The following is a 25212-nucleotide window of genomic DNA, read 5'->3' on the forward strand; positions in this document are numbered from 1 at the left end:
GGCTAATCTAATTGAACATTTCTGGGGCACCCGCCAAGCCCATGTTCAGGCTCGATCCCTCGGGCTGGCTGGGTCTGGTCGCCAGGGCGGCCGACGGCCTGGACGAGCCGTTGCCCTGCGCTCCAGCCCAGTTACTTCCAGCCGCAGGCCGCCCGCGCCGCGCGATTTCGCGGAAAACCGGGGGGCTGTGTTGGACTGGGGCCGGTGCCGCTGAGAGTAACTGGGCAGGACCGCGGCCGGGCCAGGCCAGGGGCACCGAGCCACGAAGTTGTGGGCGTAACTTATCCAGATAGCACAATCCGCCGGCACTTTCCAGGCCGTCGCGGCCGTGTACTGACTGGATGGACCCCTTGGACTTCCTGACCCAGCTCGGCGGCGTCGCCCGGACCGGGCAACTGTTGGCCGCCGGCTACTCCCGGACGGACATTTCCCGGCTGGCCACGGTTGTCTGCCAGCCCCGGCGCGGCGTCTTTATCCTCCCCGAGTGCCAACCCGAGTTCGGGGCCGCGATCCGGCACAACGCCCGGGTCAGCTGCGCGAGCGCGGCGGGACATTACGGTCTCTGGCTGCGAGAGGCCCCGGCCCGCCACCACCTCGCGTGCAACCACGGCCGCGGGGATGGCTTCATCCGGCACCGGACGGTCCGGTTCGACGGTCATCCCACGATGCCGTTGGCCGGGATCGAGGACGTGGTGCTGCATGCACTGACCTGCCTCGCTCCCCCGGCATCAGCAGCCATCGCCACCTCTGCCATGCGCCTGCATGGCGTCCCGCTCGAGCTGTTGAAGGCCCAGCTCACAGCAGACCGGTCCGGCCGGGCTCTGAAAGCGCTGCACCAGTTGGATTTGCGGGCTGAATCCATTGTTGAGGTCGACACCCAGCACCTGTTCCGGTCCAACGGCATTGGCTATGACGCGCAGGTCTACCTGCCCGGGATCGGCCGGGTCGACTTCCTGATCGAGGGATATCTGATTGTCGAGGTGGATGGCTTCGCGTTCCATTCCAGCCGCGAGTCCCTACGCCGGGACCTGGGCCGCAACAACGCCTCAACCCTGAGCGGCTTTGCCGTGCTCCGGTACATGCCCGAGCACATCTGGTTCGAACCGGAGCGCGTCCTGGCCGAGATCCGGGCGATGCTGGGCCGGCGTCCACAGCCCGCGCGCTGACGCCCCTTCCCATTTGCTCCGGCGCCCACAAAGCGGAGCCAGCGAAATTCCGGGGACTACCAACTGCTGCTGGCGGCCAGGAAGGGAGTAACTGGGCAGGAACGCAGCCACAAAGGCGCCGGCCAGACCAGACCCGGAAACCTAGCGGCTCGCGGCGGGGACCAGCACCCAGAGGACCTCGACGGCGTCGTCAGTCGGGTTCACCCACGTGTGCGGCTCACGGCCCGGGAAGGTCACGGTGTCCCCCGTGTGCAGTTCGAATTCCTCATTGGTGAGAATCAGCCGGATGCTGCCCCGGACAACGTGGAGCACATCGACGTCGCAGTCCACCGCGTAGAGTTCCGATTCGCCGCGGCCGCGGGGCTCGATCACGGCCTGGATGATCTGTACGCGGCGCTCTGAGCGCGCGGTCAGGAGCCGCTCAACGATCCCCTCGCCGCCGAGCGAGATCCGCGGGCCTTCGTTCTTTTTGGTGAGATGCGTTTCCGGGGCGGCAAAAAGGTCGCCGATCGAAATGGAAAGTACCTGGCACAGTGTCACAAGGGACGCCACCGACGGAGAGGTGAGATCCCGCTCGACCCGGCTGAGGAATCCCTTGGTCAGCCCGGTGGCGTCGGCGACCTGCTCGATGGTGAGCCGCTGCGACTGCCGGGCGGCGCGGATCCGGGAACCGATGGCAACGGGAACGTTGCTCGGTTCTACTGGTAGAGCCTTCATTTAGGAACCTTTCACGGCCGGCCGCTCGGCCCCATCGTTGGAGCAATACTAGCGGGACGGCCCGTCGTGGACGCCGGATCCACCCGCGACGCGTAATGCGTCTTGACTGTTACCCGGATCACAACATACTGTTTGGCAACAAGTGTTGCCTATAAGGCAATAGCTGCCGAAAAGACACCTTACCCAAGGGACATTTCCGCCGGCAGTCAGTCAGTCACCGTACCCGTCAAGAAGCAGCTGATCCCCGGCGCCCTGCTGAGCGCCGGCCGGTTCAGCCCTGCTCCGAACAGCTCTGAGGAGCCCTTAATGGATGCACGTTTCGTCAACATCGCCATTGTGGTGGTGTACCTGGTCGCCATGCTGGCGTTCGGGTGGTGGGGTAAGTCCCGCACCAAGAACAACAGCGACTTCCTGGTGGCCGGCCGCCGCCTCGGCCCGTTCCTCTACACGGGAACCATGGCCGCCGTCGTGCTCGGTGGCGCCTCCACGGTCGGCGGCGTCGGCCTGGGCTACAAGTTCGGCATCTCCGGCATGTGGCTCGTGGTCGCGATCGGCGTCGGCGTGCTGCTGCTCAGCCTGCTGTTCGCCAGCACCATCCAGAAGCTCAAAATCTACACCGTTTCCCAGATGCTGAGCCTGCGCTATGGCAGCCACGCCACCCAGACCTCCGGCATCGTTATGCTGGCCTACACGCTGATGCTCTGCGCCACGTCCACCGGCGCCTACGCCACCATCTTCGTGGTGCTCTTCGGCTGGGACCGCGCCCTTGCCATCGCCATCGGCGGCGCGATCGTCCTGGTCTACTCGACCATCGGCGGCATGTGGTCCATCACCCTGGCCGACCAGGTCCAGTTCGTCATCAAGACAGTCGGCATCTTCCTGCTGATGCTGCCGTTCACGCTCAACGCCGCCGGCGGCTTCGAGGGCATCCGTGCCCGCGTGGATGCCAGCTTCTTCCAGATTGACGGCATCGGCGTCCAGACCATCATCACCTACTTTGTGGTCTACACTCTCGGCCTGCTGATCGGCCAGGACATCTGGCAGCGCGTCTTCACCGCCAAGACCCCCACGGTCGCCCGCTGGGGCGGCGCCACCGCCGGCATCTACTGCATCCTCTACGGCGCTGCCGGCGCCCTGATCGGCCTCGGCGCCCGTGTCGCGCTGCCGAACATCGACGTCAAGGCCCTCGGCAAGGACGTTGTCTACGCCGAAGTTGCCACGCAGCTCCTGCCGATCGGCATCGGCGGGCTCGTCCTCGCCGCCGCCGTTGCCGCCATGATGTCCACCGCCTCCGGCGCACTGATCGCGGCCGCCACCGTGGCCCGCGCCGACGTGCTGCCGTTCGTCGCCAGCTGGTTCGGTAAGAATATCAACACCGATGACACGGACAACCCGGAGCACGACGTCAAGGCCAACCGCATGTGGGTCTTGGGGCTCGGCATCGTGGCGATCGTCATCGCCATCATCACCAAGGACGTCGTCGCGGCCCTCACCATCGCCTACGACATCCTGGTCGGCGGGCTCCTCGTTGCCATCCTCGGCGGCCTGGTCTGGAAGCGCGGCACCGGTGTTGCCGCAGCCGCCTCCATGGCCGTGGGCTCGGTCATCACCCTCGGCACCATGATCATCCTCGAGATCAACGCCGAGGTGCCGCTGGACGGCATCTACGCCAACGAGCCGATCTACTTCGGCCTGCTGGCCTCCGCCGTGGTCTACATCGCAGTCTCGCTGCTGACCAAGCCGACGGATCCCGCGGTCATGGCCAACTGGCACCGCCGGGTGGCCGGCGGCGCTGCCGAGGACGAACAGGTTCCTGTCCTGACCCACTAGGACCCTGGCGGGCCAAGCGCCCGGTTCGCTGCGGGACCCGCCGGGCTGCGGATCCCAACGGCAACTGAACCAACGACGACGGCGGTGCTTCCCTTCCGGGAGGCGCCGCCGTCGTCGTTCCACACGTCGTTCCAATGGCAGTCCCAAATACCTTAACTGCCGACGTCCATTAGGGAGCGCCGTTTACTCCGCTTCCTCCGGCTGGCGGAATTCGTCCCCGTCCCGGGGCGCCACCGGCTGGTCCTCGCCGAGGAAATCGTCCTTGTCCAGCGGAACCAGCCGATCGGCCTCTTCGAGCAGTTCCTCCTCCTCGGTCTCCGATGCATCGACGGGGGTGTCCTCCGCGTAGTCATAGGCCGGATCAGATTCGACCGTGTCCCTCGCCGGCTGGCCGGGATGGGATCCGCTGTTGTCCATGGTGCAACCTCCGTAGGCCCTCGGTGGCGGCAGTAGGCTCCGGAGAACCCGCCGTGGGTTTCATTCGAACACCGCGGCCCCGGACGGTCAAGGGCTCAACGGCCCGGGGAAAGTCCGGCTACGGCCCGGCCCGGACTTGCCCCGCGGCGCCGTACTTTTTTGCGGTCGGCCTAAACTCCCCACACAGGATCACCAGCCGAAAATCCGCGGAAATTCGCGGTACGCTGGAGACGCAACGGGGCCGAACCATGCCCTTTCAAGCCCAGGAGCTTCCGTGTCCCAGCACGCCACATCTGATCCCTTCAACACCGAACCCCAGAGCCCGGCACCCCGCCACGAGACTCCCGCTGCGGCGCCGAGCTCCGCGGACATCAAGCGGTGGCGGCAGTACCTCGCCGACGAACGGGCCGAAGCCGCCGTCTACCGGGACCTGGCCCAGAACCGCAGCGGCGAAGAGCGCGACATCCTCCTCGCCCTGGCCGAAGCCGAGGGCCGTCACGAAGCCCACTGGCTCCAGCTGCTCGGCGACCAGACGGGCCGCCCGCGCCCCGCCTCACTCCGCAGCCAGCTGCTGGGCTTCCTGGCCCGCCACTTCGGCTCGGTGTTTGTCCTGGCCCTCGCCCAGCGGGCCGAAAGCCGCTCGCCGTATGCCACCGACCCGTCCGCCACGCCGGCCATGGTCGCCGACGAACAGATCCATGAGGAAGTGGTCCGGGGCCTCGCCACCCGTGGCCGCAACCGGCTGGCCGGCACCTTCCGCGCCGCCGTGTTCGGCGCCAACGACGGGCTGGTCAGCAACCTGTCCCTGGTCATGGGCATGGCCGCCTCCGGCGTGGGCAGTTCCGTGGTCCTGCTCAGCGGCGTCGCCGGGCTGCTGGCCGGCGCATTGTCCATGGGTGCCGGCGAATTCATCTCCGTGCGTTCCCAGCGCGAACTCCTGGCCGCGACCCGCCCCACCCAGATCACCCTGTCCGCCGCACCCTCGCTGGACATCGAACACAACGAACTTTTGCTGGTCTACCTTGCCCGCGGCATGTCGCGGGAAGCCGCAGAACACCGCGTCGCGGAGCGCATGGGCCTGCTGGACTGCGACTGCGATCCCAGCCTTTCCCTGCAGCCGGAGGTCCCGGAAACCCGGGACGAGCACGAAGCCGTCGGCACCGCCTGGAGCGCGGCGGCGTCGAGCTTCTGCTTCTTCGCGTCCGGCGCCATCGTGCCGATCCTCCCGTTCGTCTTGGGCATGACCGGAATTGCCGCCCTCGTGGTCTCCGCCGTCCTGGTGGGCCTGGCGCTCCTGGTCACCGGCGGCGTCGTAGGCCTGCTGTCCGGCACCTCGCCCGCGAGCCGCGGCCTCCGCCAGCTGGCGATCGGCATCGGCGCGGCCGGCGTGACGTATCTGCTGGGCATGGCCTTCGGCGCCGTGGTCGCCTAGTGGAGGGTCCTGAGTTCCGGGACCGGTCACCGCGGCACAGCCGCCCCCGCACCACGTGGAGGATCTTCCGCGGCCTGGCGACCGCAGCGCTGATTGCCTGCGCCGCATTCCTGGCCGCCGGTTTCATCTATGGGGACCCGCGCTTCGCCGGACTCTTCGAAGTCAGCCGCGGCACCGGACCGGGCACGGCGATGGCAGGCCAGCCCGGCCAGCCGGCGTCGGCGGAGGCGGTGCGGACAGACACTCCCCCGCCCGGCGTCGAAGAGCAGGACAAGCCGCTCGGACACCCGCAGAAACCGGCCGTTGCCAGCAGCTCCTACAAGTTCCTGGCCGTGAACGGCGATGGCACCCCGGTGGGCTATTCGCCGTGCCGGCCGCTGCACTACGTAGTGAACGCGGCACTGGCTCCGGAGGGTGCCGAGCGTCTGGTCGAGGACGCGATCAGGACGATGTCCCGGGCGACCGGCATTAAGTTCGTCAATGACGGCGCGACCACCGAGGCGCCCTCCCAGTCCCGCGTCCCGTACCAGAAGGACGTTTACGGGGAACGCTGGGCGCCGCTGCTGATCGCGTGGACCACCCCGGACCAGGCGCCGCAGCTCAAGGGCCCGGTGATCGGCACGGGGGGCAGCACCCACTTCAGCTTCGGCGACGGGCCCAAGACCTTCGTCACCGGCAGCCTGGAACTCGATGCCCCGCAGATCGCAGAGGACCTGGGCCGGACGGACGGCGCAGCGTACGCCACCGCGGTGATCCTGCACGAGCTCGGCCACGTGATGGGGCTGGAGCATGTGAACGACCCGGTGCAGCTCATGTATCCGGAGATCGGCGCCCCGGACGGTCTGGCCGCCGGCGACCTGAACGGCCTGTACGAACTCGGCAAGGCGCAGTGCCGCAAGGACCTCTAGGCGCCTAGCTGTCCAGGACGGCGAGTGCCTCTTCGACCGTGTCCACCAGGAAGATCCTGCTCTCCATCCGCCGTCCCGCCGCGAGGCTCTGCAGCAGGTGCCACGCCGGGTAGCGCCGGAGCCAGTGCTCGTGCCCCACCAGCACCATCGGCATGATGGTTTCCGGCGTGCCGTAGTAGTTCTCGCAGGCGTCCTGGAAGATTTCCTGCACCGTGCCACCGGAGCCGGGCAGGAAGACAATGCCGCCGTTGCACAGTTCCAGCAGGATGGCCTCGCGGATGGCGTTCGCGAAGTATTTGGCGATGTGCGTGGCGAAGAAGTTCGGCGGCTCGTGCCCGTAGAACCAGGTGGGTATGCCCAGCGACGGTGTGCCGCCCGGGTGGCGTTCGACGACGGCGGCGGCGGAGCGCGCCCACGCCGAGACGGAGGGCCGGAATCCGGGGACCGCGGCGAGGTCGTCCAGGGCCCGCCGGAAGTCCTGCTCCGGGGCATCACTCAGGTAGGCGCCGAGGTTGGCGGCCTCCATGGTCCCGGGACCGCCGCCGGTGGCAACCACCCGGCCATCCCTCGCCAGGAGCCGTCCCAGCAGCGCGGCCTCCTCGAAAACGGCGGAACCGCGGTGCGCGGCATGCCCGCCCATCACGCCCACCATGGTCCGGCCGGCGCAGAGTTCCGAGCGGGTCAGCTCATCGAGGGCATCGCCGATCGAATGGTCGTGCAGGGCCGCGGCCAGGGTTGCGTCCAGGCGATGGCGCTGTCCCGGCCGGATACTCCACTGGTACACCCTGGCGTCCGGGGTGTCCTCATAGCGCGATTCGGTGATTCCCTCGTAGAGCTCCTGCGGGGTGTAAAGCCGCCCGCGGTAAGGGTTGAACGGCACTGCCTCAAGCTTGGGGAAGATGAGGGCGCCGCGGCTGCGCAGTGATTCTTCCACGCCGGCGTCGAAGGTGCACCCGAGGAAAATTCCGCCCTGCGCCTGCATGGCCTCGAGCTGCGCCGTCCGTCCGCGCAGGTCCAGCGACTGGGCATGCCAGCCCTGCATGGACCTCGCCCCGGCTGCGACCAGCCGGTCGAAGCCGTCCAGGCTTTCGATCTCCAGCGTGCGCGGACTGGGGTGCAGGCTGCGGGCGGCACTCATCCGGGCGCCTAGCGGAGTTGATCCGGGCCGGAACCTGACCCTGCGCCGGATGCGGCCCCGGAGTTCATGTAGGCGTCCAGCTTGGCGAGGGTCTGCTCGATGTTGGCCGGGTGGCGGCGGACGTAACCGGCCAGGCGCAGCAGGATCCTGGCGCGCACTTCCCGCGCGTCCCACTGCTCGGTAACGAGGGTCCCGGGGTTGCCTGCGGCGTCCGCCGCAGGCTCCAGCAGGTAGCGCCAGACGTGGCCGCCGAAGTGCCGCCACGCGATCCGCCGGCCTTCCTCGAACTCGCAGACCGTGTTGAGGATCTTGTAGTCCATCTTCATGTTCATTTCCATGCCGAACTTCGCCCCAAGCGCGAGCCGTTCGGGGCCGCGCGGCTGGGCACCCTTAACGGTGTCGGAACCGTCGATCACGCTGTGCAGTGCGGGGGTGGCGAGCACCTCGAAGATGGCCTCCGGAGCGGCCGCGATGAAGCGGCTGCGGGACACGAGATATCTGTTGGTCATCCGGCAATCCTAGCCCTGCGTTGTGAGGCGGAAATTGTGGTGCAAAATAAATCATGCAGACTCCGCCCCTCCCCCGCAGCAGCCGGCCCCGCATCGGCATTCCCGTCCGGCTCAGCAGTTCCACGGACCCCGATCCGCGGGTGGCGGAGGCCAATGGGCTCTTCGACTACATTGTGGACCTGGTGCGCGACGGCGGCGGCGAACCGGTCCTGCTCACGTCACCGGACGAGCCTCTCGAGGCGCTCGACGGCGTCGTCCTTCCGGGCGGCGGCGACCTGGACCCCCGGCTCTACGGCGAGGTGCCCGGTGATGCCTGCTACGACGTCAGCCATGCCCAGGACGAGCTGGACCTGGCGGTGGCGCGGCGGTCGATCGACGCCGGGGTGCCGGTGTTTGGCGTTTGCCGGGGGCACCAGTTGCTCAACGTCCTCTACGGCGGAACGCTGATCCAGGACATGGATCCGGGGACCGTGGCGCACCGGGAGCCCACGCCCGTGCAGGGCGCCGGCCCGTGGGCGTGGCACGAGGTCGAGGTGCAGGGCGGAACCAAGGTGGCTGGACTGTATGGCGGCCCTGGGGACGGCGCGACGGGGAATCTCAGCGATCGGAGCAGCGCCGCAACCATCACGGTCAAGATTGCCTCCGGCCACCACCAGGCAGTGGCCCGGGTCGCCGAAGGACTCGTGGTGACAGCGGTTGCCGAAGACGGGACCGTCGAGGCGCTGGAGGACCCGGGTCGCTGGGTCGCGTCAGTGCAGTGGCATCCCGAGGCGCTGGAACTCCCGGCCGAAGAACGGCTCACCCCGTTCCGGGCCTTTGTCGACATTTGCCGGCGCCGGTAAATCCGCGCGTATTGGCTCCTGACATCCCCGGACGTCCCCTGATACCATCTACTTAGGCAGTATGTCCTATCAAGAGAACATACAGCTGCAAAAAACATACGCCGACGAACGATCGGCGGCCGTACCGGGTTTCCGGTCCGGGGCACAAGGGAGCGCTTCAACAGTGGCGATGCAAAAAGTGGCTAATCAGCTCAATCTCAACATTGACCGGTCCTCTCCGGTGCCGCTCTACCACCAGGTGGTCCAGGGCATCGAGGCCGCGATCCACGGCGGGGTGCTTCCCCCGGGCAGCCGGCTCGACAACGAGATCGACCTTGCCGCGCAGCTGAACCTCTCCCGCCCCACGATGCGCAAGGCCATGGACGAACTGGTCCGCTCGGGCCTGCTGGTGCGCAAGCGCGGCGTCGGCACGCAGGTGGTTTCGAGCCAGGTCCGGCGCCCCCTTGAGCTGTCCAGCCTCTTTGATGACCTCAGCAACAACGGCAGCAAGCCCACCACGGAGGTGCTGAGCTTCTCCCACGATGAGGCCGACGCCGCCACCCGGGCGGCGCTCCAGCTTCCCGTCGGCGCAAAGGTCTACCACTTCACCCGGCTCCGGAAGGTCGGCGGAAAACCGCTGGCGCTGATGGAGAACTGGGTGCGCGATGACATCACCGCCATCGACGAGGCGCTCCTGGGCTCCCAGGGCCTCTATGGGATCCTGCGCAACGGCGGCGTGAACTTCCGGCTCGCCTCACAGCGGATCGGCGCCATGATCGCCAACGACTACCAGGCGCCCCTCCTGGAGACCACCCCCGGCTCGGCCCTCGTCACCATGGAGCGCACCGCAGTGGATGACACCGGACGCCAGGTAGAGACCGGCCACCACGTCTACCGTGCCGATTCCTACAGCTTCGAGATGACGCTGGTCCAGCGGTAGACGCTGCCCGTCCCGGGCTCCCGGGCACTCCCCGGCCGTCCTGATCCCGCCACCCCGCATACATCCGCGCCGCCCCTCCGGCACGGCAACGAAAGGGCAGAACTCATGGCCAATTGGGTCTATCCGCTTGGCGCCGCCACCCAGGGAAAATGGGACGTCTCGCTCGGCACCGCCGATTCCACTCTTGAGGTGGAGGGATGGGCCCACACCGGCCTGAAGGTCGCCACGCTGGGTGCGGCGGCCGCCGTCGAACTTCCCGCCGCGGATGAGGAACGCATTGTGGTCCCGCTCAACGGCTCCTTCACCGTGTCGGTCGAGGGCGAGGAATACCGGCTGGCCGGCCGGGACAGCGTCTTCAGCGGTCCCAGCGACGTCCTGTATTCGGGCACCGGAAAGGCCGTGACCATCACGTCGCCCGACGGCGGACGCGTCGCCGTGGCCACCGCTCCCGCCAAAGCGTCCTACCCCACCCGCCTCATCGCGGCCGCGGAGACGCCGGTGGAACTGCGCGGAGCCGGCAACTGCTCCCGCCAGGTCCACAACTTCGGCACGCCCGCGGCACTGGAGGCGGACCGCTTCATCGTGTGCGAGGTCCTGACCCCGGCCGGCAACTGGTCCTCGTATCCCCCGCACAAGCACGACGAGGAAAAGGACGGCGAGACCAATCTCGAGGAGATCTACTACTTCGAAACCCGGGCCGCTCCGGGCCACCCGGCGCGGCCGGGCCTGGTGGACGCGATCGGCTACCAGCGGGTCTACGCCTCCGACGAGCGGCCCATCGACGTTTCCGCCGAGGTGCGGACCGGCGACGTCGTGCTGGTGCCCTACGGCTGGCACGGTCCGGCAATGGCGGCCCCGGGCTACGACCTGTACTACCTCAACGTGATGGCGGGCCCCGGCCCGGTCCGCGACTGGCTGATCAGCGACGACCCGCATCACGGCTGGATCCGCCAAACCTGGGAGGGCCAGGATCTCGACCCGCGGCTGCCGTTCGGCGCCTGAAACGGCAGAGTCTGGCGAAGACTAAAGAACCCCGGAGCCTGACGGCTTCGGGGTTCTTTAGTCTTCGGCGCTCCACCCCGGCGACGGAACCGGGGTGGAGTGCCAGATCAGGCGCCCGTGCGGTGGGCCACGGGCTGGACCACACGGACCGGCACGCCGGTGGCGAGGGATTCCTGGGCGGCGTCCGCCACGCGCGAGGCGGCCACGGCGTCTTCCGGGGTGCAGGGGTTCTCGCGGCGGCCCAGGATCAGCTCGACGAAGGCGGCCATCTCGGAGCGGTAGGCCTGGTGGAACCGCTCGGCGAAGGTGCGGTGGGGCTCGCCGGCTGGGAAGGTAACCCCGGCTTCGGCCGAGGCCAGCGCCGTCTTGTCGTCCAGGCCGACCAGAAGCGAACTGCGCGAGCCCTGAATTTCCAGGCGCACGTCGTGGCCGGCACCGTTGTAGCGGGTGGCCGAGACCGTGCCCACGGTGCCGTCGTCGAACGTCACCAGCGCGAGGGCCGTGTCCACATCGCCGGCCGCCCCGATGGCCGGGTCCCCGTTGTTGGACCCTTTGGCATAGACCTCGACGATTTCGCGGCCGGTGAGCCAGCGGAGGATGTCGAAATCGTGGACGGAGCAGTCCCGGAACAGCCCGCCGGAGCTGGCCAGGAACTCGACCGGCGGCGGCGCCATGTCGCAGGTGACGGCGCGCAGGGAGTGGATCCAGCCCAGCTCGCCGGCCTGGTAAGCGCGCCGGGCCTCCTGGTAGCCGGCGTCGAAGCGGCGCTGGTGGCCGATCTGCACCACGCCTTGCCGGTCCCGGATGTACTCCAGCACGGGCAGGGCGTCCGCCACGTTCAGGGCCACGGGTTTCTCGCAGAAGACCGGAATCGCGGCGTCCACCCCGGCCTTGATCAGGTCCGGGTGGGTTCCGGTTCCCGTGGCGATGACGAGGCCATCCAGCCCGGAGACGAGGAGCGCCTCCACGGACGGCAGGAACTCGGCGCCGAGCCCGGCGGCTATGGACCGGGCGTGGTCTTCAGCGACGTCCGTGAGCCGGAGCCGGACGTTGATGCCCTGCGGATTCAGGACGTCGTTGAGCGAGGCGGTGTTGTTGGCGTGCATGACGCCGATCCGCCCCACGCCGACCAGTCCGAGGATAACGTCTTTCATACTTGAGCTCCCGTGTGTAGTGCGGGCACGGTAAATGCTGCCCTGAAGGCCTCGAGGGACGCATGGCTGTCACCGCTGGCCCAGGCTTCCATGCCCACGGTACCGTCGTAGCCGGCCTCCGCGAGCGCCCTGGCGACGGCCGCATAGTTGATTTCCCCGGTGCCGGGTTCACAGCGCCCGGGAACATCCGCCACCTGGATTTCGCCAAGGTACGGCAGTGCGTTCCGGACGAGCTCGATCAGGTTCCCCTCCCCCATTTGGGCGTGGTAGAGATCCAGCATGAGCCTGGCATTCGGGTGCCCGGCGGCCTGAACCAGCGCCAGGGTGTCTTTGGCGCGGGCCAGCGGGATGCCGGGGTGGTCGAGGATGGTGTTGAGATTCTCGAGGCAGAAGGTCACCCCGTTCCTCTCGCCGAGCTTGCCGAGCCGCTCCAGGGTCCGGGCCCCGGTGGCCCACATCTGGCCGGTGGCCCGGTAGACCGGGCGGGCCGCCTGGCCGTCGATGAGTTCAGCCGGGTGCACCACCATCCGGCTCACGCCGAGCTCCAGGGCGGTGGGGATGAGCGACTCCGCCGTCCGCACCACCTCGTCAGCCGTGTCGGGATCCACCAGGCTGCCGGCGGTATATCCGGTCATGGAGGAAAACACCGCCCCGGTGGCCTTCAGCGCACCGATGTCCTTGGTGCGCGAGTCCCAGAGTTCGACGTCGAAGCCGGCCTCGTGGATCCGGCGCACCCGCTCCGTGAACGGGAGGTCCGTGAAGACCATCTCCGCGCAGACGGCAAGACGCATCAGAGGACTGCCGTCTCGGTGACGGCCGCTGGGTTGACGGCCGCTGTATTGACTCGCACTGGGGTCCCGCGCTTGACCGACTCGATGCAGGCCAGGGCCACGGCCAGCGCCCGCCGGGCGTCCGCTGCCCCCGGCGTGAGTGAGTAAGCCGCCGACGACGGCGCGGCATCGCCACTGCGGCCGTCGCGCCGAGCGCGCACGGCCTCAGCGAAGTCGATGAGTTCATCCGTGTAGGCCTGCCGGAAGAGCTCCACGTTCAGCCGGGGAGTATCGGCCGACATCCCGTCGGCGGTGTACCGGCGGGCCGCGGTTTCCGTGGCGCGCCCGGCCTGCACCATGCCCTTGGAGCCGAAGACCTCCCCGCGGATGTCGTAGCCGTAGAGGGCGCTGAAGTTTGCCTCGGCCACTGCGATGGCGCCGTTGCTGTAGCGGATGGTCACAACTGCCGTGTCCAGGAAGCCCTGGTCGCGCAGTCCGGGTTCCACGAGCGCATCGGCAATGGCGTAGACCTCCACCGGCTCGGCGCCTTCGTTGAACCAGTTGAGGGTATCGAAGTCATGGATCAGGGTTTCCAGGAAAACGGTCCAGGCCGGGACCCTGGCTGCGTTCGGGATGCTTCCCGTGCCCGGGTCCCGCGTCAGCGAACGCAGCAGCTGCGGCGTCCCGACCGTTCCGGCCGCGAGGTCCTTCTTGGCCGCCTGGAAGTCCGCCGCGTACCGGCGGTTGAACCCGATCTGGAAGTGCACCCCTGCCGTCTCCACGGCGGCCAAGGCGGCGTCGAGTTCGTCGAGGCCAAGACCGGCCGGCTTCTCGCAGAAGACGTGCTTGCCGGCGGCGGCGGCCTGGGCGATCAGCGACGAGTGGAACCGGGCGGGGCTCGCAATGATCACCGCGTCGATCTCCGGGTCGGCAAGGATGTCGCCGGCGTCGGCCGTCACCTTGCCGGCACCCAGGGCGGATGCCAGCGCGGCGGCGGATTCAACATTGGGGTCGGCGATGGCCGTGAGCTCGGCGCCGGGGACCCGGCGGGCGATGCTCTCGGCGTGAAAAGCGCCCATCCAGCCGGAGCCGATCAGTCCGATCCGGACGGGCTGGGTGGCGTCGGACGGGTTGCGGTTCAGGTAAGCCAAAGGCTTGTCCTTTCGGGAATCGGGACGGCTGCGCCTAGAAGGTCTTGCCGGTGGTCTGGGCCACGTCGGCGACTTCGTTCTTGACTTCCTTGACGATGTCGCTGTGGCCGCCGAGTTGTTCGAGTTCGTGGGCGAGTTCGGCGAGTTCGGCGCCGCCGGCCATTTGGGCGGTGAGTTCGTCGAGGGTGATGTCTTTTTTGTCGTAGTAGCCGATTGATTTGCCGCGTTTGAGCAGCAGGAACCGGTCGCCGACCGGGAAGGCGTGGTGCGGGTTGTGGGTGATGAAGATGACGCCGAGGCCGCGATCGCGGGCCTGCAGGATGTACCGGAGGACCACGCCGGACTGCTTCACGCCCAGGGCCGCGGTGGGTTCGTCGAGGATCAGGACCTTCGCGCCGAAATACACGGCGCGGGCGATCGCGACGCACTGGCGTTCACCGCCGGAGAGCTGGCCGATGGGCTGTTCGACGTCGCGCAGGTCGATGCCCATCGCGGCGAGTTCCTTGAGCGTGATCTCCTTCATCTTCTCGACGTCCATGCTCTTGAACGGGCCGAAGCCGGACGTGAGCTCGGAACCGAGGAAGAAGTTCCGCCAGATCGGCATCAAGGGCACCACGGCGAGGTCCTGGTAGACGGTGGCGATGCCCACATCCAGCGCGTCACGGGGAGAGGTGAATTTCCGTTCCTCGCCCATCACCTTCAGGATCCCGGCGTCGTGCTGGTGCAGGCCGGCGATGATCTTGATCAGCGTGGATTTACCCGCACCGTTATCGCCCAGCACGCACGTGACCCGGCCGTTGTCCACGGCCATCGTGACATCGCTCAGGGCGATGATGTTCCCGTAGTGTTTGGCGACCCCGTCGAGGGAAAGCAGGTGCACCGGGGTGTGGGTGAGTGGATCTTTTTCGTTCTGCAGCAGCGTTTGCTGGTCGATCTCGTTGGCATTCATGGGTCCGGGCCCCTTTACTTGAGTTCCGCGCGGCGCTTGACGATGAGGTTGACGATTGTGGCCAGCAGCAGCATCAGGCCGAGGAAGAACTTGAACCAGTCCGGGTTCCACTGTGCGTAGACGATTCCCTTATTGGCCATGCCGAAGATGAACGCGCCGATCGCGCCGCCGATCGCCGAGCCGTAGCCGCCGGTGAGCAGGCAGCCGCCGATCACCGCGGCGATGATGTAGAGGAACTCGTTGCCCACGCCTTCACCGGACTGCACGGTGTCGAAGGCGAAGAGGTTGTGCATGCCCAGGATCCAGGCGCAGAACCCGACGGCCATGAACAGGCCGATCTTGGTGGCCTTGACCGGCACGCCCACGGCGCGGGCCGCGTTTGCGTCGCCGCCGACGGCGAAGATCCAGTTCCCGACCCGGGTCCGCATCAGCACCCAGGTGGCCACCGCGACGAGCGCGAACCAGATGAACACGGTGATCTTGACGTCGACCCCGCCGATGCTCACCGAAGAGGCGAAGACCGCCCGGGCGGAGGCGAAGCCCTCCATGTTGGCGATCGAAGGCGAGGACACCGAACCGCCGATCAGCCGGGTCAGGCCCAGATTCAGGCCGGTCAGCATCAGAAACGTCGCCAGGGTGACGATGAAGGACGGCAGCTTGGTCTTGATCAGGATCCAGCCGTTGATGAAGCCAATGGACAAAGAGACCACCAGGGCCAGGCCGACGCCGACCCAAACGTTCGTGCTGAAGTACCAGCTGAACATCGACGCCGTCAGCGCCGAGGAGATCACGGCGACACCGGTGGAGAGGTCGAACTCCCCGCCGATCATCAGCAAGGACACCCCCACGGCCATGATCCCGATCGTGGAGCTGCCGTACATAATGGTCGCCAGCGCACCGGGCTGGGTGAACGTCGGGGACACCAACGCAAAGAAGATGAAGAGGACGATGGCGCCGACCAGGGCACCGACCTCGGGACGTCCGAGGAGTTTCTGGAACGGGCTGCGCTTGGCGACGCGCTCATCGGGCGCCGGCGATTTTATCTTGGTCTGGGTGATGGTCATGATAAGTCTCCTTGCTGCCGGGCCGGCGCGGGGCCGGCGCGGCCAGCGGGCTGTTAGCGGATACCCTGCTCGGCGAACTTCAGGACATCGGCTGCATTTGATTTGTCGACGATCGCGGGTCCGGTCAGGACGGACTGGCCGCCGCCGATCTTGAATCCGCCGCGCTTGTTCTGCCACAGCGCATCCACAGCGCCGTAGCCCTGCAGCCACGGCTGCTGGTCAACCGTGAAAAGGACAGTACCGTCGACGATCTTCGACGCCAGCTCCTTGTTCAGGTCGAAACTTGCAACCTTGGCCGAGCTTCCGGCGGTCGCCACAGACTTGATGAGGGTCAGGGTGATGGGAGCGCCCAGCCCGATGATGACGTCAGCATCCTTGGAGGCCTGCAGCTTTGCGGTGGCAGTCGACTCGACCGAGGTCATGTCCGCACCGTTCACGTACAGGATCTCCGCCCCTGGCACCTTGGCCTTCACACCGGCACACCGCGCCTCGAGTCCCACGTGCCCCTGCGCCTGGATTACGCAAATCGGGTGCTTGTAGCCCTCTGCCGCGAGCCTGGTGCCCACGGCCTGACCGGCGAGCTGCTCGTTGGAGCCGAAGTGGGTGAATGCTCCCAGCGCAGCCGAGACCGATTCACCGGCGTTCAGGCTGACAATCGGGATGCCCGCGTCGGTGGCCTTCTTGAGTGAGTCCTTCAGCGCGTCCGGCGTGGCGAGGGTTACCGCGATGCCGTCGACTTTTTGGTCGATGGCCTGCTGGATCAGCTGGGACTGGCGGCCGGCTTCCGGATCGCCCGTGTACAGCAGCTCAACGTTGTCCTTCGCTGCCGCTTCCTCGGCGCCCTTGCGGACGGTGTCCCAGAAGGTGTCACCGGCGGGAGCGTGGGTGATCAAGGCAATCTTGATCCGCTCCGTGGAGGCGACCTGGCCCCCGCCGGCCGCATTGCCCGTGTCAGCGGGCTTGCCGCCGGTGCTCGAACACGCGCTCAGGGCCAGCATGGGTACTACAGCCGCGACTAGGGCCGTCTTCCGCCACGAGAACTTGGTCACGATCAACCTCCTTTGATTCCGGGTCACGCCGACCGCTTCGTTGCGTCAGTCCGTGAGCCATCTACAACTGATCATGGTGATATAGCTCACTAATGTCAATAGTTTGTCCTGACATTAGGATGTAATCACGTAACGATCGCCCTTCCCGCCGTAAAGAAGCACCGGATTGCGGGCGTTCCACGGGACGCCCAGTGCCTGGAAACGACAGCGACGGCGGCCCCGAAAGGCCGCCGTCGTCGTTATGTCCACACTGCCCAGGGGCTACGCCCGCTGGAGCTCCGCGCCGTCCCGCTTGAGGTCCGCACCAGCTTCGCCGGTTCCGACGCCGGTTCCCTGGCCTCCGCCGGGTCGTCCGGCGTCGTGCCGCTTCGCCGCGGCCGCCGCGAACGCCATGACGGCCATGCCGAGCAGCGTGATGCCCGCGCCTGCCCAGATGGGCGAGGTATAGCCGAGACCGGCGGTGATGGTCACGCCGCCCAGCCAGGCGCCCAGGGCGTTGCCCACATTGAAGGCGCCGATATTGGCGCCGGAAGCCAGCGTGGGCGCCGTCGTGGCGTACTTCATGACCCGCATCTGCAGCCCGGGGACGGTAGCGAAGCCGAACCCGCCCAGCAGCACCATGGAGGCGATGGTCATTGGCTGGTTGCCGGCGGTGAGGGCGAAGACCACGAGGACAACCACCAGCGCGGAGAGCGCCACCAGGAGCGTGCGGTCCACGTTCCGGTCGGCCGCTTTGCCGCCCGCGGTGTTGCCGATGAAGAGGCCCACGCCGAACAGGATGAGCAGCCACGGCACGGTGGAGGCCGTGAACCCGGTGACCTCGGTGAGCGTGAAGGCGATATAGGTGAAGGCGCCGAACATGCCGCCGTAGCCAAGGATGGTGACCAGGATGGAGAGCCAGACCTGGCCGGACCGGAAGGCGCGGAGTTCACCGCGCAGTCCGCCGGCCTGGCCCGCACCGGTTTTCGGGACCAGGGTGAGGATGCCGACCAGGGCCAGAACACCGATGACCGTGATGGCCCAGAACGTGGACCGCCAGCCGGCGGCCTGGCCCAGCATCGTGCCGAACGGGACGCCGAGGACGTTGGCCGCCGTGAGCCCGGTGAACATGATGGCGATGGCGCCGGCCTTTTTGGTGGGGGCGACCATGCTGGCGGCGACCACCGCGCCGATGCCGAAGAAGGCGCCATGCGCGAGCGCCGCGATGATGCGGCCGACCATCATCAGCCCATAGTCCGGCGCGACGGCGGAGACCAGGTTGCCGGCGATGAACAGCACCATCAGCACGGCAAGTACGGGCTTGCGCTCGAAGCGTGTCACGGCGGCCGTCAGGAGCAGCGCCCCGACAACGACGGCGAGCGCATAGCCGGAGATGAGCCAGCCTGCCGTGGCTTCGCTGACCCGGAAGTCGGCGGCCACTTCGGGCAGCAGGCCCATGATGACGAACTCGGTAAGTCCGATCCCGAACCCGCCGAGGGCGAGGGCAATCAGGCCAATGGGCATGGAGGAGCTCCTTCAAAAACTGTACGGAAAGAAGTGTGAAGCGTAAGATATTAGTTGCAGACGCGTTATTTATTGTTGCACAAGCAAGTATGCCGCGCAAGCAACTAAATTGTGGGCTGTGGGCGTTCCCTGGTTTCCGGGGACCCGGCAGGCCGATCTGAAGGGAAGAACTGATGGGCATCAAGGACGACGCCGTCGAGGTCCGGGCACAAGGCTGGCGGACCCTGGCGGCCCTGCACGGACTGATCGAGGCGGAGCTGGAACGCGCGCTGCAGGCTGCGGCGCAGCTGTCCGTCGTCGAGTACACGGTGCTGGATGCGCTGAGCCGCCAGGACGGCTGGCACATGCGGATGCAGCAGCTGGCCCGCGCCACCGCGTTGAGCGCCAGCGCCACCACGCGGCTGGTCAACCGGCTCGAGGACCGGGGCCTGCTGACGCGAATCCTGTGCGCCGATGACCGCCGGGGAATCTACACGGAGCTCACCCCGAGCGGGATCAAGCTGCTGGAGGAGGCCCGGCCCAGCCATGACACCACACTGGAGCGTGCGCTGGCCGAGGCGCAGGAGGTGCCGGAACTGGCGCCGCTGGTCGATGCGCTCCCCCGGCTCCACGCCGTGGTCTAGGGCGGGGACACAGCACGCCCCGCACCACGGCAGCGCAACTGGCTAGCAGCACGGGCCGTTTTGAGGGTTCAAAACGGCCCCTGCTGCTGGTTACTTGGGTGGTGCCGGGGCGGGCTTCCTGGTCAGGCTAGGCGGTGGCGGGTTGTTTGGCCGCCGCGTTCTTGAAGTGGTGCTCCAGGTCTTCCAGGCTCTTGTCCTTGGTCTCCGGAATGTACTTCGCGGCGAACGTGATGGCTCCGACGCCCAGCACGGCAAAGACGAAGAAGGTGTTGGAGAGCCCGATCGCGGCAAGGAGTTGCGGGAAGCCGAAGCCGACCAGGAAGTTCACCGTCCACAGCACGAAGGCTGAGGCGCCCATGCCGAGGCCCCGGATCTTCAGCGGGAAGATCTCGGACAGCATGAGCCAGGTGACCGGGGAGATCGCGCCCTGCTGGAAGGCCAGGAACGTCACGGTCAGGGCCAGGATCACGAAGCCGCGGGTGGTGCCTTCGGGCAGGATCAGGGAGAAGAGTCCGATCAGCAGCAGCGCCGCCGTCGTGCCGATCTGGCCGGTGATGAGCATCCTGCGCCGGCCCACCTTGCCCAGCAGCCAGATCCCAACGAACGTGGCCACGACCGAGATGACGCCGTTGGCGATGTTCGCCGTCAAGGCGGCTTCCCTTCCGAAGCCGGATTGGGCGAGGATCTGGGTGCCGTAGTACATGATGGAGTTCACGCCGGTGATCTGCTGGATGACAGCGAGGCCGACACCCACCACGAAGATGCGGCGCAGCCAGGGGACGCTGAGATCTTTCCAGGAACCCATTTTGGACTTGTAGTCCTCCACGGCCATGGCCTTGACTTCCTCGAACTCGGCCCGGGCCTCGGACTGGGAGCGGATCCGTTGCAGCACACTGAGGGTTTCGCCGAAGCTGCCCATCGAGGCCAGCCAGCGCGGGCTTTCGGGCATGAAGTTCATCCCGATCCAGAGCGCGATTGCCGGCAGGGTGGCGATGACGAGCATCCAGCGCCAGATCCCGCCGGACTCCCCGAACGTGTTGCCGAGGTAGGCGTTGAAGATGAAGGCCAGCAGTTGGCCCGTGACGATCATCAGCTCGTTTTGGGTGACGATCCGTCCGCGCCGGGCGCTCGGCGAGACTTCGGCGAGGTAGACGGGCACGGTGACGGACGCGCCGCCGACGGCGAGGCCGAGGACGAAGCGGGCCAGGATCATGACTTCGGTGTTCGGGGCGAACGTGCAGGCCAGGGTGCCGATCAGGAAGATCACGGCCAGCACCATGATCATCTTCCGCCGGCCGTTGCGGTCCGCCAGGCGCCCGCCGAACAGGGCGCCGAAGGCCGCGCCGAAGAGCAGCGAGGAGGTCACCAGCCCTTCTGTGAGCGGGGTCAGGCCCAGGTCTTCCTGCATGTACGGCAGGGCGCCGTTGATCACTCCGGTGTCGTAGCCGAAGAGCAGCCCGCCGAAGGTGGAAATGATGGTCGCTGTGCGCAGCGCCCGTTTGTGGTTTCCCGGCACCTTCCGCTGGTGGGCGGTGGCCGTAGACGTCATACGCTCACCTTCTGGATTTGCTGCCTCATGGTCTCCAGCTGGTAGCGGGAGACCTCGGCGGCGTCGTCGTCCTCTGCGAACACGCTGGAGACCATCACGGTGTCCTCGCGGTCGAGGAACCCGATTTCGTGCAGGCCGCCGAAGAACTCGTCCCAGTTCACGTCGCCGTCGCCGATTTTCAGGTGCTGATGCACCCGGACCGGGTTGCCGGGCGGGTTGGTGATGTAGCGCAGCCCGTGTGAGGCGTGGTGGTCCATGGTGTCGGCGACGTGGACCAGGCGCAGCTTGTCTCCCGCCGCGCGCATGATGTCCAGCGGCGCGTTTTTCATGTGGAAGCTGTGTGAAGCCACGTAGACCAGGCCGACATTTTTGGAGTTCAGGCCGCGGATCACCCGGATCGCGGCCAGGCCCTCCTCGACGAAGTCGTCCGGGTGCGGGTCGATCAGGAGGTCGATGCCTTCGCGTTCGATGATGGGCAGCAGTTCCTCCATGGAGCGGTAGAACGCGCGTTCCGATTCCTCGGCCTTCTCCGGCCGGCCGCTGAATTCGGTGTTCATCGTGCTGACGCCCAGGTCCACGGCGATCTGGATGGCACGCTTCCAGTAGCGGACGGCGGCTTCGCGTGCGTCCTCGTCCGGGCCTGACCAGCGGAGAACCGGCAGCACGGAGGCGATTTCGATCCCGGCGTCCTTGCAGGCCGCCTTCAGCTGGCCCACCAGTTCGTCGTCGGCCTTGGGGTGGTTGTAGAACGGGATGAGGTCGGCGTGCGGGGTCATCTGCATGTACTTGTAGCCGAGGTCCGCCACCACCCGGGGAAATTCGAGCAGGCTGTGCGAGTGGTGGAAGGGCGTGGGATCAAGTGCGATTTTCACGTGGAACACTCCATTGTGGGTCAGTCGGGTTGTGCGTGGCACGAACGAACGGGAGGGGCCGCGGCACCTCCCGTTGGTCCTAGCTGTACAGGCCGGGCTTCGGGTTCAGCTTCACGGCGACCTTCTCGCCGTTCTTCTGCGCTTCGACACCGGCCTCGCAGCAGGCTGCGGTGGCGTACCCGTCCCACGCCGTCGGACCGCCGATTTCACCGCGGAGGGCGGCGTCCACCCAGGACTGGATCTCGACGTCGTAAGCGGCGCCGAAGCGCTCCTCGAAGCCGGGGGTGACGTTCCCGCCCCAGCGGCCGGCACTGCGGGTGTAGGGGCCTTTGTCGCCGCCTATGTTGACGATGCCGTCCTCGAAGGCGGCCTGGGTTGCCACCTCGTAGCCGAACTTGGCGTTGACGAAGATCTCGACGTCGGCCAGGACACCGGACTCCGTTTCGACCAGCACGTGCTGCGGGTCGTGCTGGCCGGCCGGGGCGTTCCTCGTGGCCTTGCCCAGGCGGACCTGGACGGACGTGATCTCCTCGCCGGTGAAGAAGCGGATGGCGTCGAACTCGTGGACCACGGAATCGTTGATCAGCATCTCGTTCGTGAAGCCGGCCGGGGTGGTCGGGTTGCGGTGCTGGTGGTGCAGCATCAGCAGTTCACCGAGTTCGGAGCTCCGGATGATGTCGCCCAGGGCGGCGTATTCGGCGTCGAACCGGCGCATGAAGCCGACCTGGATGCGCTGGTGGCCCAGCTTCTCCTCGGCCTGGACGATCTTCCAGGCGGAGGCGGCGTCAGGCGTGAGCGGCTTTTCGCACAGGATCGGGATGTCCTTGGCGATCGCCTTGAGCAGGATGTCCTCGTGCAGGAAGCCGGGGGTGGCGATCAGGACGGCGTTGACGTCGCCGTTGTTGAGCGCCTCGTCGGCGTCGGCCAGGGCGACGGCGCCCGGGATTCCTTCGATGGCCGCCTGCGCGCGGGCAAGGTCAACGTCGACGACGGCGGCAACTTCGGCGCCGTGGATGCGGGTGTTGAGCCGCTGGATGTGGTCTGCGCCCATACGGCCGGCGCCAATGACAGCTACGCGGAGGGTCTTCGTCATGGTTCTTGTCCTTCGTTCTGGTTTGCGTCTAGTTGACCGCGGTGCGGGAGCCGCAGGAGAGCAGGTAGTTGCGGGTCCGCTTGGCGATCGGCATCGGGACGTCGAAGGCAACGGGGTACATGTCCTGCTCCACAATGCCAAAGATCGGCCGGTCCAGCGCCTCGACGGCTTCGATGACGGCACGCAGGTCCGGCAGTCCGCTCGGCGGTTCGGTCATCACGCCGGCCAGGTTTGCGGCAGCCCACGTCAGGTTCTCCTCGTTGACCCTTTTGAGGATGTCCGGGTTGATCTGCTTGAGGTGCAGGTAGCCGATCCGGTCCGGGTAGTTCTTTATCAGATCCAGGCTGGAAGCGCCGCAGTATTCGGCGTGGCCGGTGTCCAGGCAGAGGTTGAGGTACTTGGCGTCGGTGGCGGCGAGGAGGGTCTCGATGTCCTTCTGCGCGCCGACGTGGGAGTCTGCGTGCGAGTGGAACTGCTGCTGCAGGCCGAAGTCCTCCAGCAGGGTCTTGCCAAGCCGGTTGTGGCCGGCGAACAGGTCACTCCAAGCCTTCTCACTAAGTTCGCCGCTTTCCACCGCTTCGCCGGTGACGTCGTCGCGCCACATGGCCGGGATGACTACCATGTGCTCGCCGCCCATCGCGGCGGTGAGTTCGGCGACTTTGCGGGCCGGTTCCCAGGCGGTTTCCCACTGGTCCAGTCCGCGGTGGAACGCGGTGAACACGGTCCCGGCCGAGATTTTCAGGTCGCGGGACTTGAGTTCCTCAGCGAGGCGGCCGGGGTCGGTGGGGAGGTAGCCGTAGGGGCCAAGTTCGATCCATTTGTAGCCGGATTCGGCCACCTCGTCCAGGAAGCGTTCCCACGGGGTCTGCTGCGGATCGTCCGGGAACCAGACGCCCCACGAGTCCGGTGCGGTGCCGATGATCAGCTTGTTCTCAGTCATTGCCATTCCTTCTCATCGATTGCTCCGCAGGTGCCGTTTTGGACGTTCAAAACGGCGGTTACGGAGCAGTCGATGGTGGTGAGTCGGGTCGTCAGTTGGACGGGAAGTTGTAGGAGGCGCCTGAGGCGTGGGTTGGTTCCGGCCAGCGGGACGTGACCACCTTGCCGCGGGTGTAGAAGGAGACGCCTTCGGGGCCGTAGATGTGCTTGTCGCCGAAGAGCGAGGCCTTCCAGCCGCCGAAGGAGTGGTGCGCCACCGGCACGGGCAGCGGCACATTGATGCCGATCATGCCCACCGTGACGGAGCGCTGGAACTTGCGGGCGTTGGCGCCGGAGGAGGTGAAGATGGCGGTGCCGTTGCCGTAGGGGTTGGAGTTGATCAGAGCGATGCCGGCGTCGAGGTCTTCCACCCGGACCACAACCAGGACGGGCCCGAAGATTTCCTCGCTGTAGGCGGTCATTTCGGTCTTGACGTGGTCGATGACGGTGGGGCCGACCCAGAAGCCGTCTTCGTGGCCGGGGACGACGAGGTCGCGGCCGTCCACCACCATGGCAGCTCCCGCGGCCTCGGCTTCGGTGACGATCCGGACAATGCGTTCCCTGGACGCCGGGGTGATGACCGGTCCCATCTCGGCGCCGGGCTCGGTGCCGTTGTTGACCTTGACGGCGAGGGCGCGCTCTTCGACCTTCTTGACCAGCAGGTCGGCGGCGTCACCCACGGCGACGGCGACGGAGATGGCCATGCAACGTTCCCCGGCGGAGCCGAAGGCGGCGGCGGCGAGGTGGTCCGCAGCATTGTCGAGGTCGGCGTCGGGCAGGATGATGGCGTGGTTCTTGGCGCCGCCGAGGGCCTGGACGCGCTTGCCGTGCTTGGTGGCGGTTTCGTGGACGTACTGGGCGATCGGGGTGGAGCCGACGAAGGAGATGCCGTCCACGTCCGGGTGGGTCAGGAGGCCGTCCACGGTCTCTTTGTCGCCGTGCAGGACCTGGAAGACGCCGTCGGGCAGGCCCGCGTCCATCCACAGCTTGGCCAGCAGCATCGAGGCGGAGGGATCCCGTTCGGAGGGCTTGAGGATAAAAGCGTTGCCGGTGGCGATGGCCATCGGCGCCATCCACAGCGGCACCATGACCGGGAAGTTGAACGGGGTAATGCCGGCGACGACGCCGAGCGGCTCGCGGAAGGAGAACACGTCGATCCCCGTGGAGACCTGGTCCGAGTAGTCGCCCTTGAGCAGGGTCGGGACGCCGCAGGCGTACTCGATGACCTCGAGGCCGCGGCCGATCTCGCCCTTGGCGTCGGAGAGGACCTTGCCGTGCTCGGCGGTGATCAGCTCGGCAAGCTCGTCCACGTGGGCCGCGACGAGTTCGCGGAACTTGAACAGCACGGCGGTGCGCTTGGCCAGGGAGAAGTCGCCCCAGGAATCGGCGGCAGCCCGGGCGGCGGCGACCGTGGCGTCCAGGTCCGCCCGGTTGGCCAGCCGCAGCTCCGCGGTGACGGCGCCCGTGGCGGGGTTGTACACGGGCTGGGTGCGGTTGCCCGCGCCTGCAGTTTCGGCGCCGTTGATGAAGTGGTGGATGGTTTTGGTGGTGGTGAGGGTGCTCATCGGAATGTCCTT

Annotated in this window: 24 protein-coding genes; 8 read left to right on the top strand and 16 right to left on the bottom strand. The window is 67.2% G+C overall.

Annotation, left to right across the window (positions count from 1 at the left end):
* Positions 1-341 precede the first annotated feature (341 nt).
* Complete coding sequence (locus AC1DC5_RS13165; RefSeq protein ID WP_476865447.1) at positions 342-1166, top strand: DUF559 domain-containing protein; 825 nt, start codon at positions 342-344, stop codon at positions 1164-1166.
* A 141-nt stretch (positions 1167-1307) separates the two neighbouring features.
* Here the strand turns inward: AC1DC5_RS13165 and AC1DC5_RS13170 are convergent, their stop codons facing one another.
* The gene (locus tag AC1DC5_RS13170) at positions 1308-1883 is read right to left on the bottom strand and encodes a helix-turn-helix domain-containing protein (RefSeq protein ID WP_066433908.1); all 576 of its coding nucleotides are present in this window, start codon (positions 1881-1883) and stop codon (positions 1308-1310) included.
* A gap of 306 nt (positions 1884-2189) precedes the next feature.
* Between AC1DC5_RS13170 and AC1DC5_RS13175 the strand changes: the two genes are divergently transcribed.
* Complete coding sequence (locus tag AC1DC5_RS13175) at positions 2190-3713, top strand: sodium:solute symporter family protein (RefSeq protein ID WP_476865448.1); 1524 nt, start codon at positions 2190-2192, stop codon at positions 3711-3713.
* A 183-nt stretch (positions 3714-3896) separates the two neighbouring features.
* Here the strand turns inward: AC1DC5_RS13175 and AC1DC5_RS13180 are convergent, their stop codons facing one another.
* Entirely contained in the window at positions 3897-4130 is a 234-nt protein-coding gene (locus tag AC1DC5_RS13180; RefSeq protein ID WP_476865449.1) for a hypothetical protein, read from the bottom strand.
* Between the two features lie 274 nt (positions 4131-4404).
* Here AC1DC5_RS13180 and AC1DC5_RS13185 point away from each other — a divergent pair, with 274 nt between their 5' ends.
* Both AC1DC5_RS13185 and AC1DC5_RS13190 read left to right on the top strand, forming a co-directional pair.
* Positions 4405-5562, top strand: a complete 1158-nt coding sequence (locus AC1DC5_RS13185) for a VIT1/CCC1 transporter family protein (protein WP_476865450.1) — start codon at positions 4405-4407, stop codon at positions 5560-5562.
* Complete coding sequence (locus tag AC1DC5_RS13190) at positions 5562-6470, top strand: matrixin family metalloprotease (RefSeq protein WP_476865451.1); 909 nt, start codon at positions 5562-5564, stop codon at positions 6468-6470. The genes AC1DC5_RS13185 and AC1DC5_RS13190 overlap by 1 nt, the downstream gene beginning before the upstream one ends.
* A gap of 4 nt (positions 6471-6474) precedes the next feature.
* On the opposite strand, the gene AC1DC5_RS13195 is transcribed toward AC1DC5_RS13190, so the two are convergent.
* Both AC1DC5_RS13195 and AC1DC5_RS13200 read right to left on the bottom strand, forming a co-directional pair.
* Entirely contained in the window at positions 6475-7608 is a 1134-nt protein-coding gene (locus tag AC1DC5_RS13195; RefSeq protein ID WP_476865452.1) for an LOG family protein, read from the bottom strand.
* A gap of 8 nt (positions 7609-7616) precedes the next feature.
* Positions 7617-8117 carry an SRPBCC family protein gene (locus AC1DC5_RS13200; RefSeq protein WP_476865453.1) on the bottom strand — a complete coding sequence of 167 codons (501 nt, stop codon included), beginning with the start codon at positions 8115-8117 and terminating at the stop codon, positions 7617-7619.
* A gap of 53 nt (positions 8118-8170) precedes the next feature.
* Here AC1DC5_RS13200 and AC1DC5_RS13205 point away from each other — a divergent pair, with 53 nt between their 5' ends.
* The 3 genes from AC1DC5_RS13205 to iolB all read left to right on the top strand — a co-directional run bounded on the left by AC1DC5_RS13205 (position 8171) and on the right by iolB (position 10880).
* Positions 8171-8959, top strand: coding sequence for a gamma-glutamyl-gamma-aminobutyrate hydrolase family protein (locus AC1DC5_RS13205; protein ID WP_476865454.1), 789 nt, complete (start codon positions 8171-8173; stop codon positions 8957-8959).
* Positions 8960-9137: 178 nt separating this feature from the next.
* Positions 9138-9878, top strand: a complete 741-nt coding sequence (locus tag AC1DC5_RS13210) for a GntR family transcriptional regulator (protein ID WP_441404898.1) — start codon at positions 9138-9140, stop codon at positions 9876-9878.
* Between the two features lie 105 nt (positions 9879-9983).
* A complete protein-coding gene (gene iolB / locus AC1DC5_RS13215) occupies positions 9984-10880 on the top strand; it encodes a 5-deoxy-glucuronate isomerase (protein WP_476865455.1) in 897 nt (298 codons plus the stop codon).
* A gap of 107 nt (positions 10881-10987) precedes the next feature.
* Here the strand turns inward: iolB and AC1DC5_RS13220 are convergent, their stop codons facing one another.
* From AC1DC5_RS13220 to AC1DC5_RS13250, 7 genes are all read right to left on the bottom strand, one after another.
* Positions 10988-12034 carry a Gfo/Idh/MocA family oxidoreductase gene (locus AC1DC5_RS13220; RefSeq protein ID WP_476865456.1) on the bottom strand — a complete coding sequence of 349 codons (1047 nt, stop codon included), beginning with the start codon at positions 12032-12034 and terminating at the stop codon, positions 10988-10990.
* Complete coding sequence (locus AC1DC5_RS13225; protein ID WP_476865457.1) at positions 12031-12825, bottom strand: TIM barrel protein; 795 nt, start codon at positions 12823-12825, stop codon at positions 12031-12033. Before AC1DC5_RS13225 ends, AC1DC5_RS13220 begins: the two co-directional genes overlap by 4 nt.
* Positions 12825-13955: a Gfo/Idh/MocA family oxidoreductase gene (locus tag AC1DC5_RS13230; protein WP_476865458.1), complete on the bottom strand. Its 1131-nt coding sequence runs from the start codon at positions 13953-13955 to the stop codon at positions 12825-12827. The genes AC1DC5_RS13225 and AC1DC5_RS13230 overlap by 1 nt, the downstream gene beginning before the upstream one ends.
* 34 nt (positions 13956-13989) lie before the next feature.
* Entirely contained in the window at positions 13990-14904 is a 915-nt protein-coding gene (locus AC1DC5_RS13235; protein WP_441404903.1) for an ATP-binding cassette domain-containing protein, read from the bottom strand.
* Between the two features lie 14 nt (positions 14905-14918).
* A complete protein-coding gene (locus AC1DC5_RS13240; RefSeq protein ID WP_441404904.1) occupies positions 14919-15968 on the bottom strand; it encodes an ABC transporter permease in 1050 nt (349 codons plus the stop codon).
* 53 nt (positions 15969-16021) lie between these two features.
* Positions 16022-17017, bottom strand: a complete 996-nt coding sequence (locus AC1DC5_RS13245) for a substrate-binding domain-containing protein (protein WP_441404905.1) — start codon at positions 17015-17017, stop codon at positions 16022-16024.
* A gap of 261 nt (positions 17018-17278) precedes the next feature.
* Positions 17279-18520 (bottom strand): MFS transporter, encoded by a 1242-nt coding sequence (locus AC1DC5_RS13250; protein ID WP_441404906.1) that lies wholly within the window; start codon positions 18518-18520, stop codon positions 17279-17281.
* Between the two features lie 173 nt (positions 18521-18693).
* Between AC1DC5_RS13250 and AC1DC5_RS13255 the strand changes: the two genes are divergently transcribed.
* Positions 18694-19143 carry a MarR family winged helix-turn-helix transcriptional regulator gene (locus tag AC1DC5_RS13255; RefSeq protein ID WP_441404907.1) on the top strand — a complete coding sequence of 150 codons (450 nt, stop codon included), beginning with the start codon at positions 18694-18696 and terminating at the stop codon, positions 19141-19143.
* A gap of 127 nt (positions 19144-19270) precedes the next feature.
* Here the strand turns inward: AC1DC5_RS13255 and AC1DC5_RS13260 are convergent, their stop codons facing one another.
* The 5 genes from AC1DC5_RS13260 to AC1DC5_RS13280 all read right to left on the bottom strand — a co-directional run bounded on the left by AC1DC5_RS13260 (position 19271) and on the right by AC1DC5_RS13280 (position 25200).
* Complete coding sequence (locus tag AC1DC5_RS13260) at positions 19271-20692, bottom strand: sugar porter family MFS transporter (protein ID WP_441404908.1); 1422 nt, start codon at positions 20690-20692, stop codon at positions 19271-19273.
* Complete coding sequence (locus AC1DC5_RS13265) at positions 20689-21564, bottom strand: sugar phosphate isomerase/epimerase family protein (protein WP_441404909.1); 876 nt, start codon at positions 21562-21564, stop codon at positions 20689-20691. The genes AC1DC5_RS13260 and AC1DC5_RS13265 overlap by 4 nt, the downstream gene beginning before the upstream one ends.
* Before the next feature lie 79 nt (positions 21565-21643).
* Positions 21644-22657 (bottom strand): Gfo/Idh/MocA family protein, encoded by a 1014-nt coding sequence (locus tag AC1DC5_RS13270; RefSeq protein ID WP_441404910.1) that lies wholly within the window; start codon positions 22655-22657, stop codon positions 21644-21646.
* Positions 22658-22685: 28 nt separating this feature from the next.
* On the bottom strand, positions 22686-23597 hold the full coding sequence (locus AC1DC5_RS13275; protein WP_441404911.1) for a sugar phosphate isomerase/epimerase family protein: 912 nt from the start codon (positions 23595-23597) through the stop codon (positions 22686-22688).
* A gap of 91 nt (positions 23598-23688) precedes the next feature.
* Positions 23689-25200 carry a CoA-acylating methylmalonate-semialdehyde dehydrogenase gene (locus tag AC1DC5_RS13280; protein ID WP_476865459.1) on the bottom strand — a complete coding sequence of 504 codons (1512 nt, stop codon included), beginning with the start codon at positions 25198-25200 and terminating at the stop codon, positions 23689-23691.
* Positions 25201-25212 lie beyond the last annotated feature (12 nt).

This window comes from Arthrobacter sp. 10L424, from assembly GCF_056395325.1.

Excerpts from the sequence above, each read along its gene's own strand:
- AC1DC5_RS13165 (WP_476865447.1), top strand. The coding sequence starts at position 342 with ATGGACCCCTTGGACTTCCTGACCCAGCTCGGCGGCGTCGCCCGGACC.
- AC1DC5_RS13170 (WP_066433908.1), bottom strand. The coding sequence starts at position 1,883 with ATGAAGGCTCTACCAGTAGAACCGAGCAACGTTCCCGTTGCCATCGGT.
- AC1DC5_RS13175 (WP_476865448.1), top strand. The coding sequence starts at position 2,190 with ATGGATGCACGTTTCGTCAACATCGCCATTGTGGTGGTGTACCTGGTC.
- AC1DC5_RS13180 (WP_476865449.1), bottom strand. The coding sequence starts at position 4,130 with ATGGACAACAGCGGATCCCATCCCGGCCAGCCGGCGAGGGACACGGTC.
- AC1DC5_RS13195 (WP_476865452.1), bottom strand. The coding sequence starts at position 7,608 with ATGAGTGCCGCCCGCAGCCTGCACCCCAGTCCGCGCACGCTGGAGATC.
- AC1DC5_RS13200 (WP_476865453.1), bottom strand. The coding sequence starts at position 8,117 with ATGACCAACAGATATCTCGTGTCCCGCAGCCGCTTCATCGCGGCCGCT.
- AC1DC5_RS13205 (WP_476865454.1), top strand. The coding sequence starts at position 8,171 with ATGCAGACTCCGCCCCTCCCCCGCAGCAGCCGGCCCCGCATCGGCATT.
- iolB (WP_476865455.1), top strand. The coding sequence starts at position 9,984 with ATGGCCAATTGGGTCTATCCGCTTGGCGCCGCCACCCAGGGAAAATGG.
- AC1DC5_RS13220 (WP_476865456.1), bottom strand. The coding sequence starts at position 12,034 with ATGAAAGACGTTATCCTCGGACTGGTCGGCGTGGGGCGGATCGGCGTC.
- AC1DC5_RS13225 (WP_476865457.1), bottom strand. The coding sequence starts at position 12,825 with ATGCGTCTTGCCGTCTGCGCGGAGATGGTCTTCACGGACCTCCCGTTC.
- AC1DC5_RS13235 (WP_441404903.1), bottom strand. The coding sequence starts at position 14,904 with ATGAATGCCAACGAGATCGACCAGCAAACGCTGCTGCAGAACGAAAAA.
- AC1DC5_RS13240 (WP_441404904.1), bottom strand. The coding sequence starts at position 15,968 with ATGACCATCACCCAGACCAAGATAAAATCGCCGGCGCCCGATGAGCGC.
- AC1DC5_RS13250 (WP_441404906.1), bottom strand. The coding sequence starts at position 18,520 with ATGCCCATTGGCCTGATTGCCCTCGCCCTCGGCGGGTTCGGGATCGGA.
- AC1DC5_RS13255 (WP_441404907.1), top strand. The coding sequence starts at position 18,694 with ATGGGCATCAAGGACGACGCCGTCGAGGTCCGGGCACAAGGCTGGCGG.
- AC1DC5_RS13260 (WP_441404908.1), bottom strand. The coding sequence starts at position 20,692 with ATGACGTCTACGGCCACCGCCCACCAGCGGAAGGTGCCGGGAAACCAC.
- AC1DC5_RS13270 (WP_441404910.1), bottom strand. The coding sequence starts at position 22,657 with ATGACGAAGACCCTCCGCGTAGCTGTCATTGGCGCCGGCCGTATGGGC.
- AC1DC5_RS13275 (WP_441404911.1), bottom strand. The coding sequence starts at position 23,597 with ATGACTGAGAACAAGCTGATCATCGGCACCGCACCGGACTCGTGGGGC.
- AC1DC5_RS13280 (WP_476865459.1), bottom strand. The coding sequence starts at position 25,200 with ATGAGCACCCTCACCACCACCAAAACCATCCACCACTTCATCAACGGC.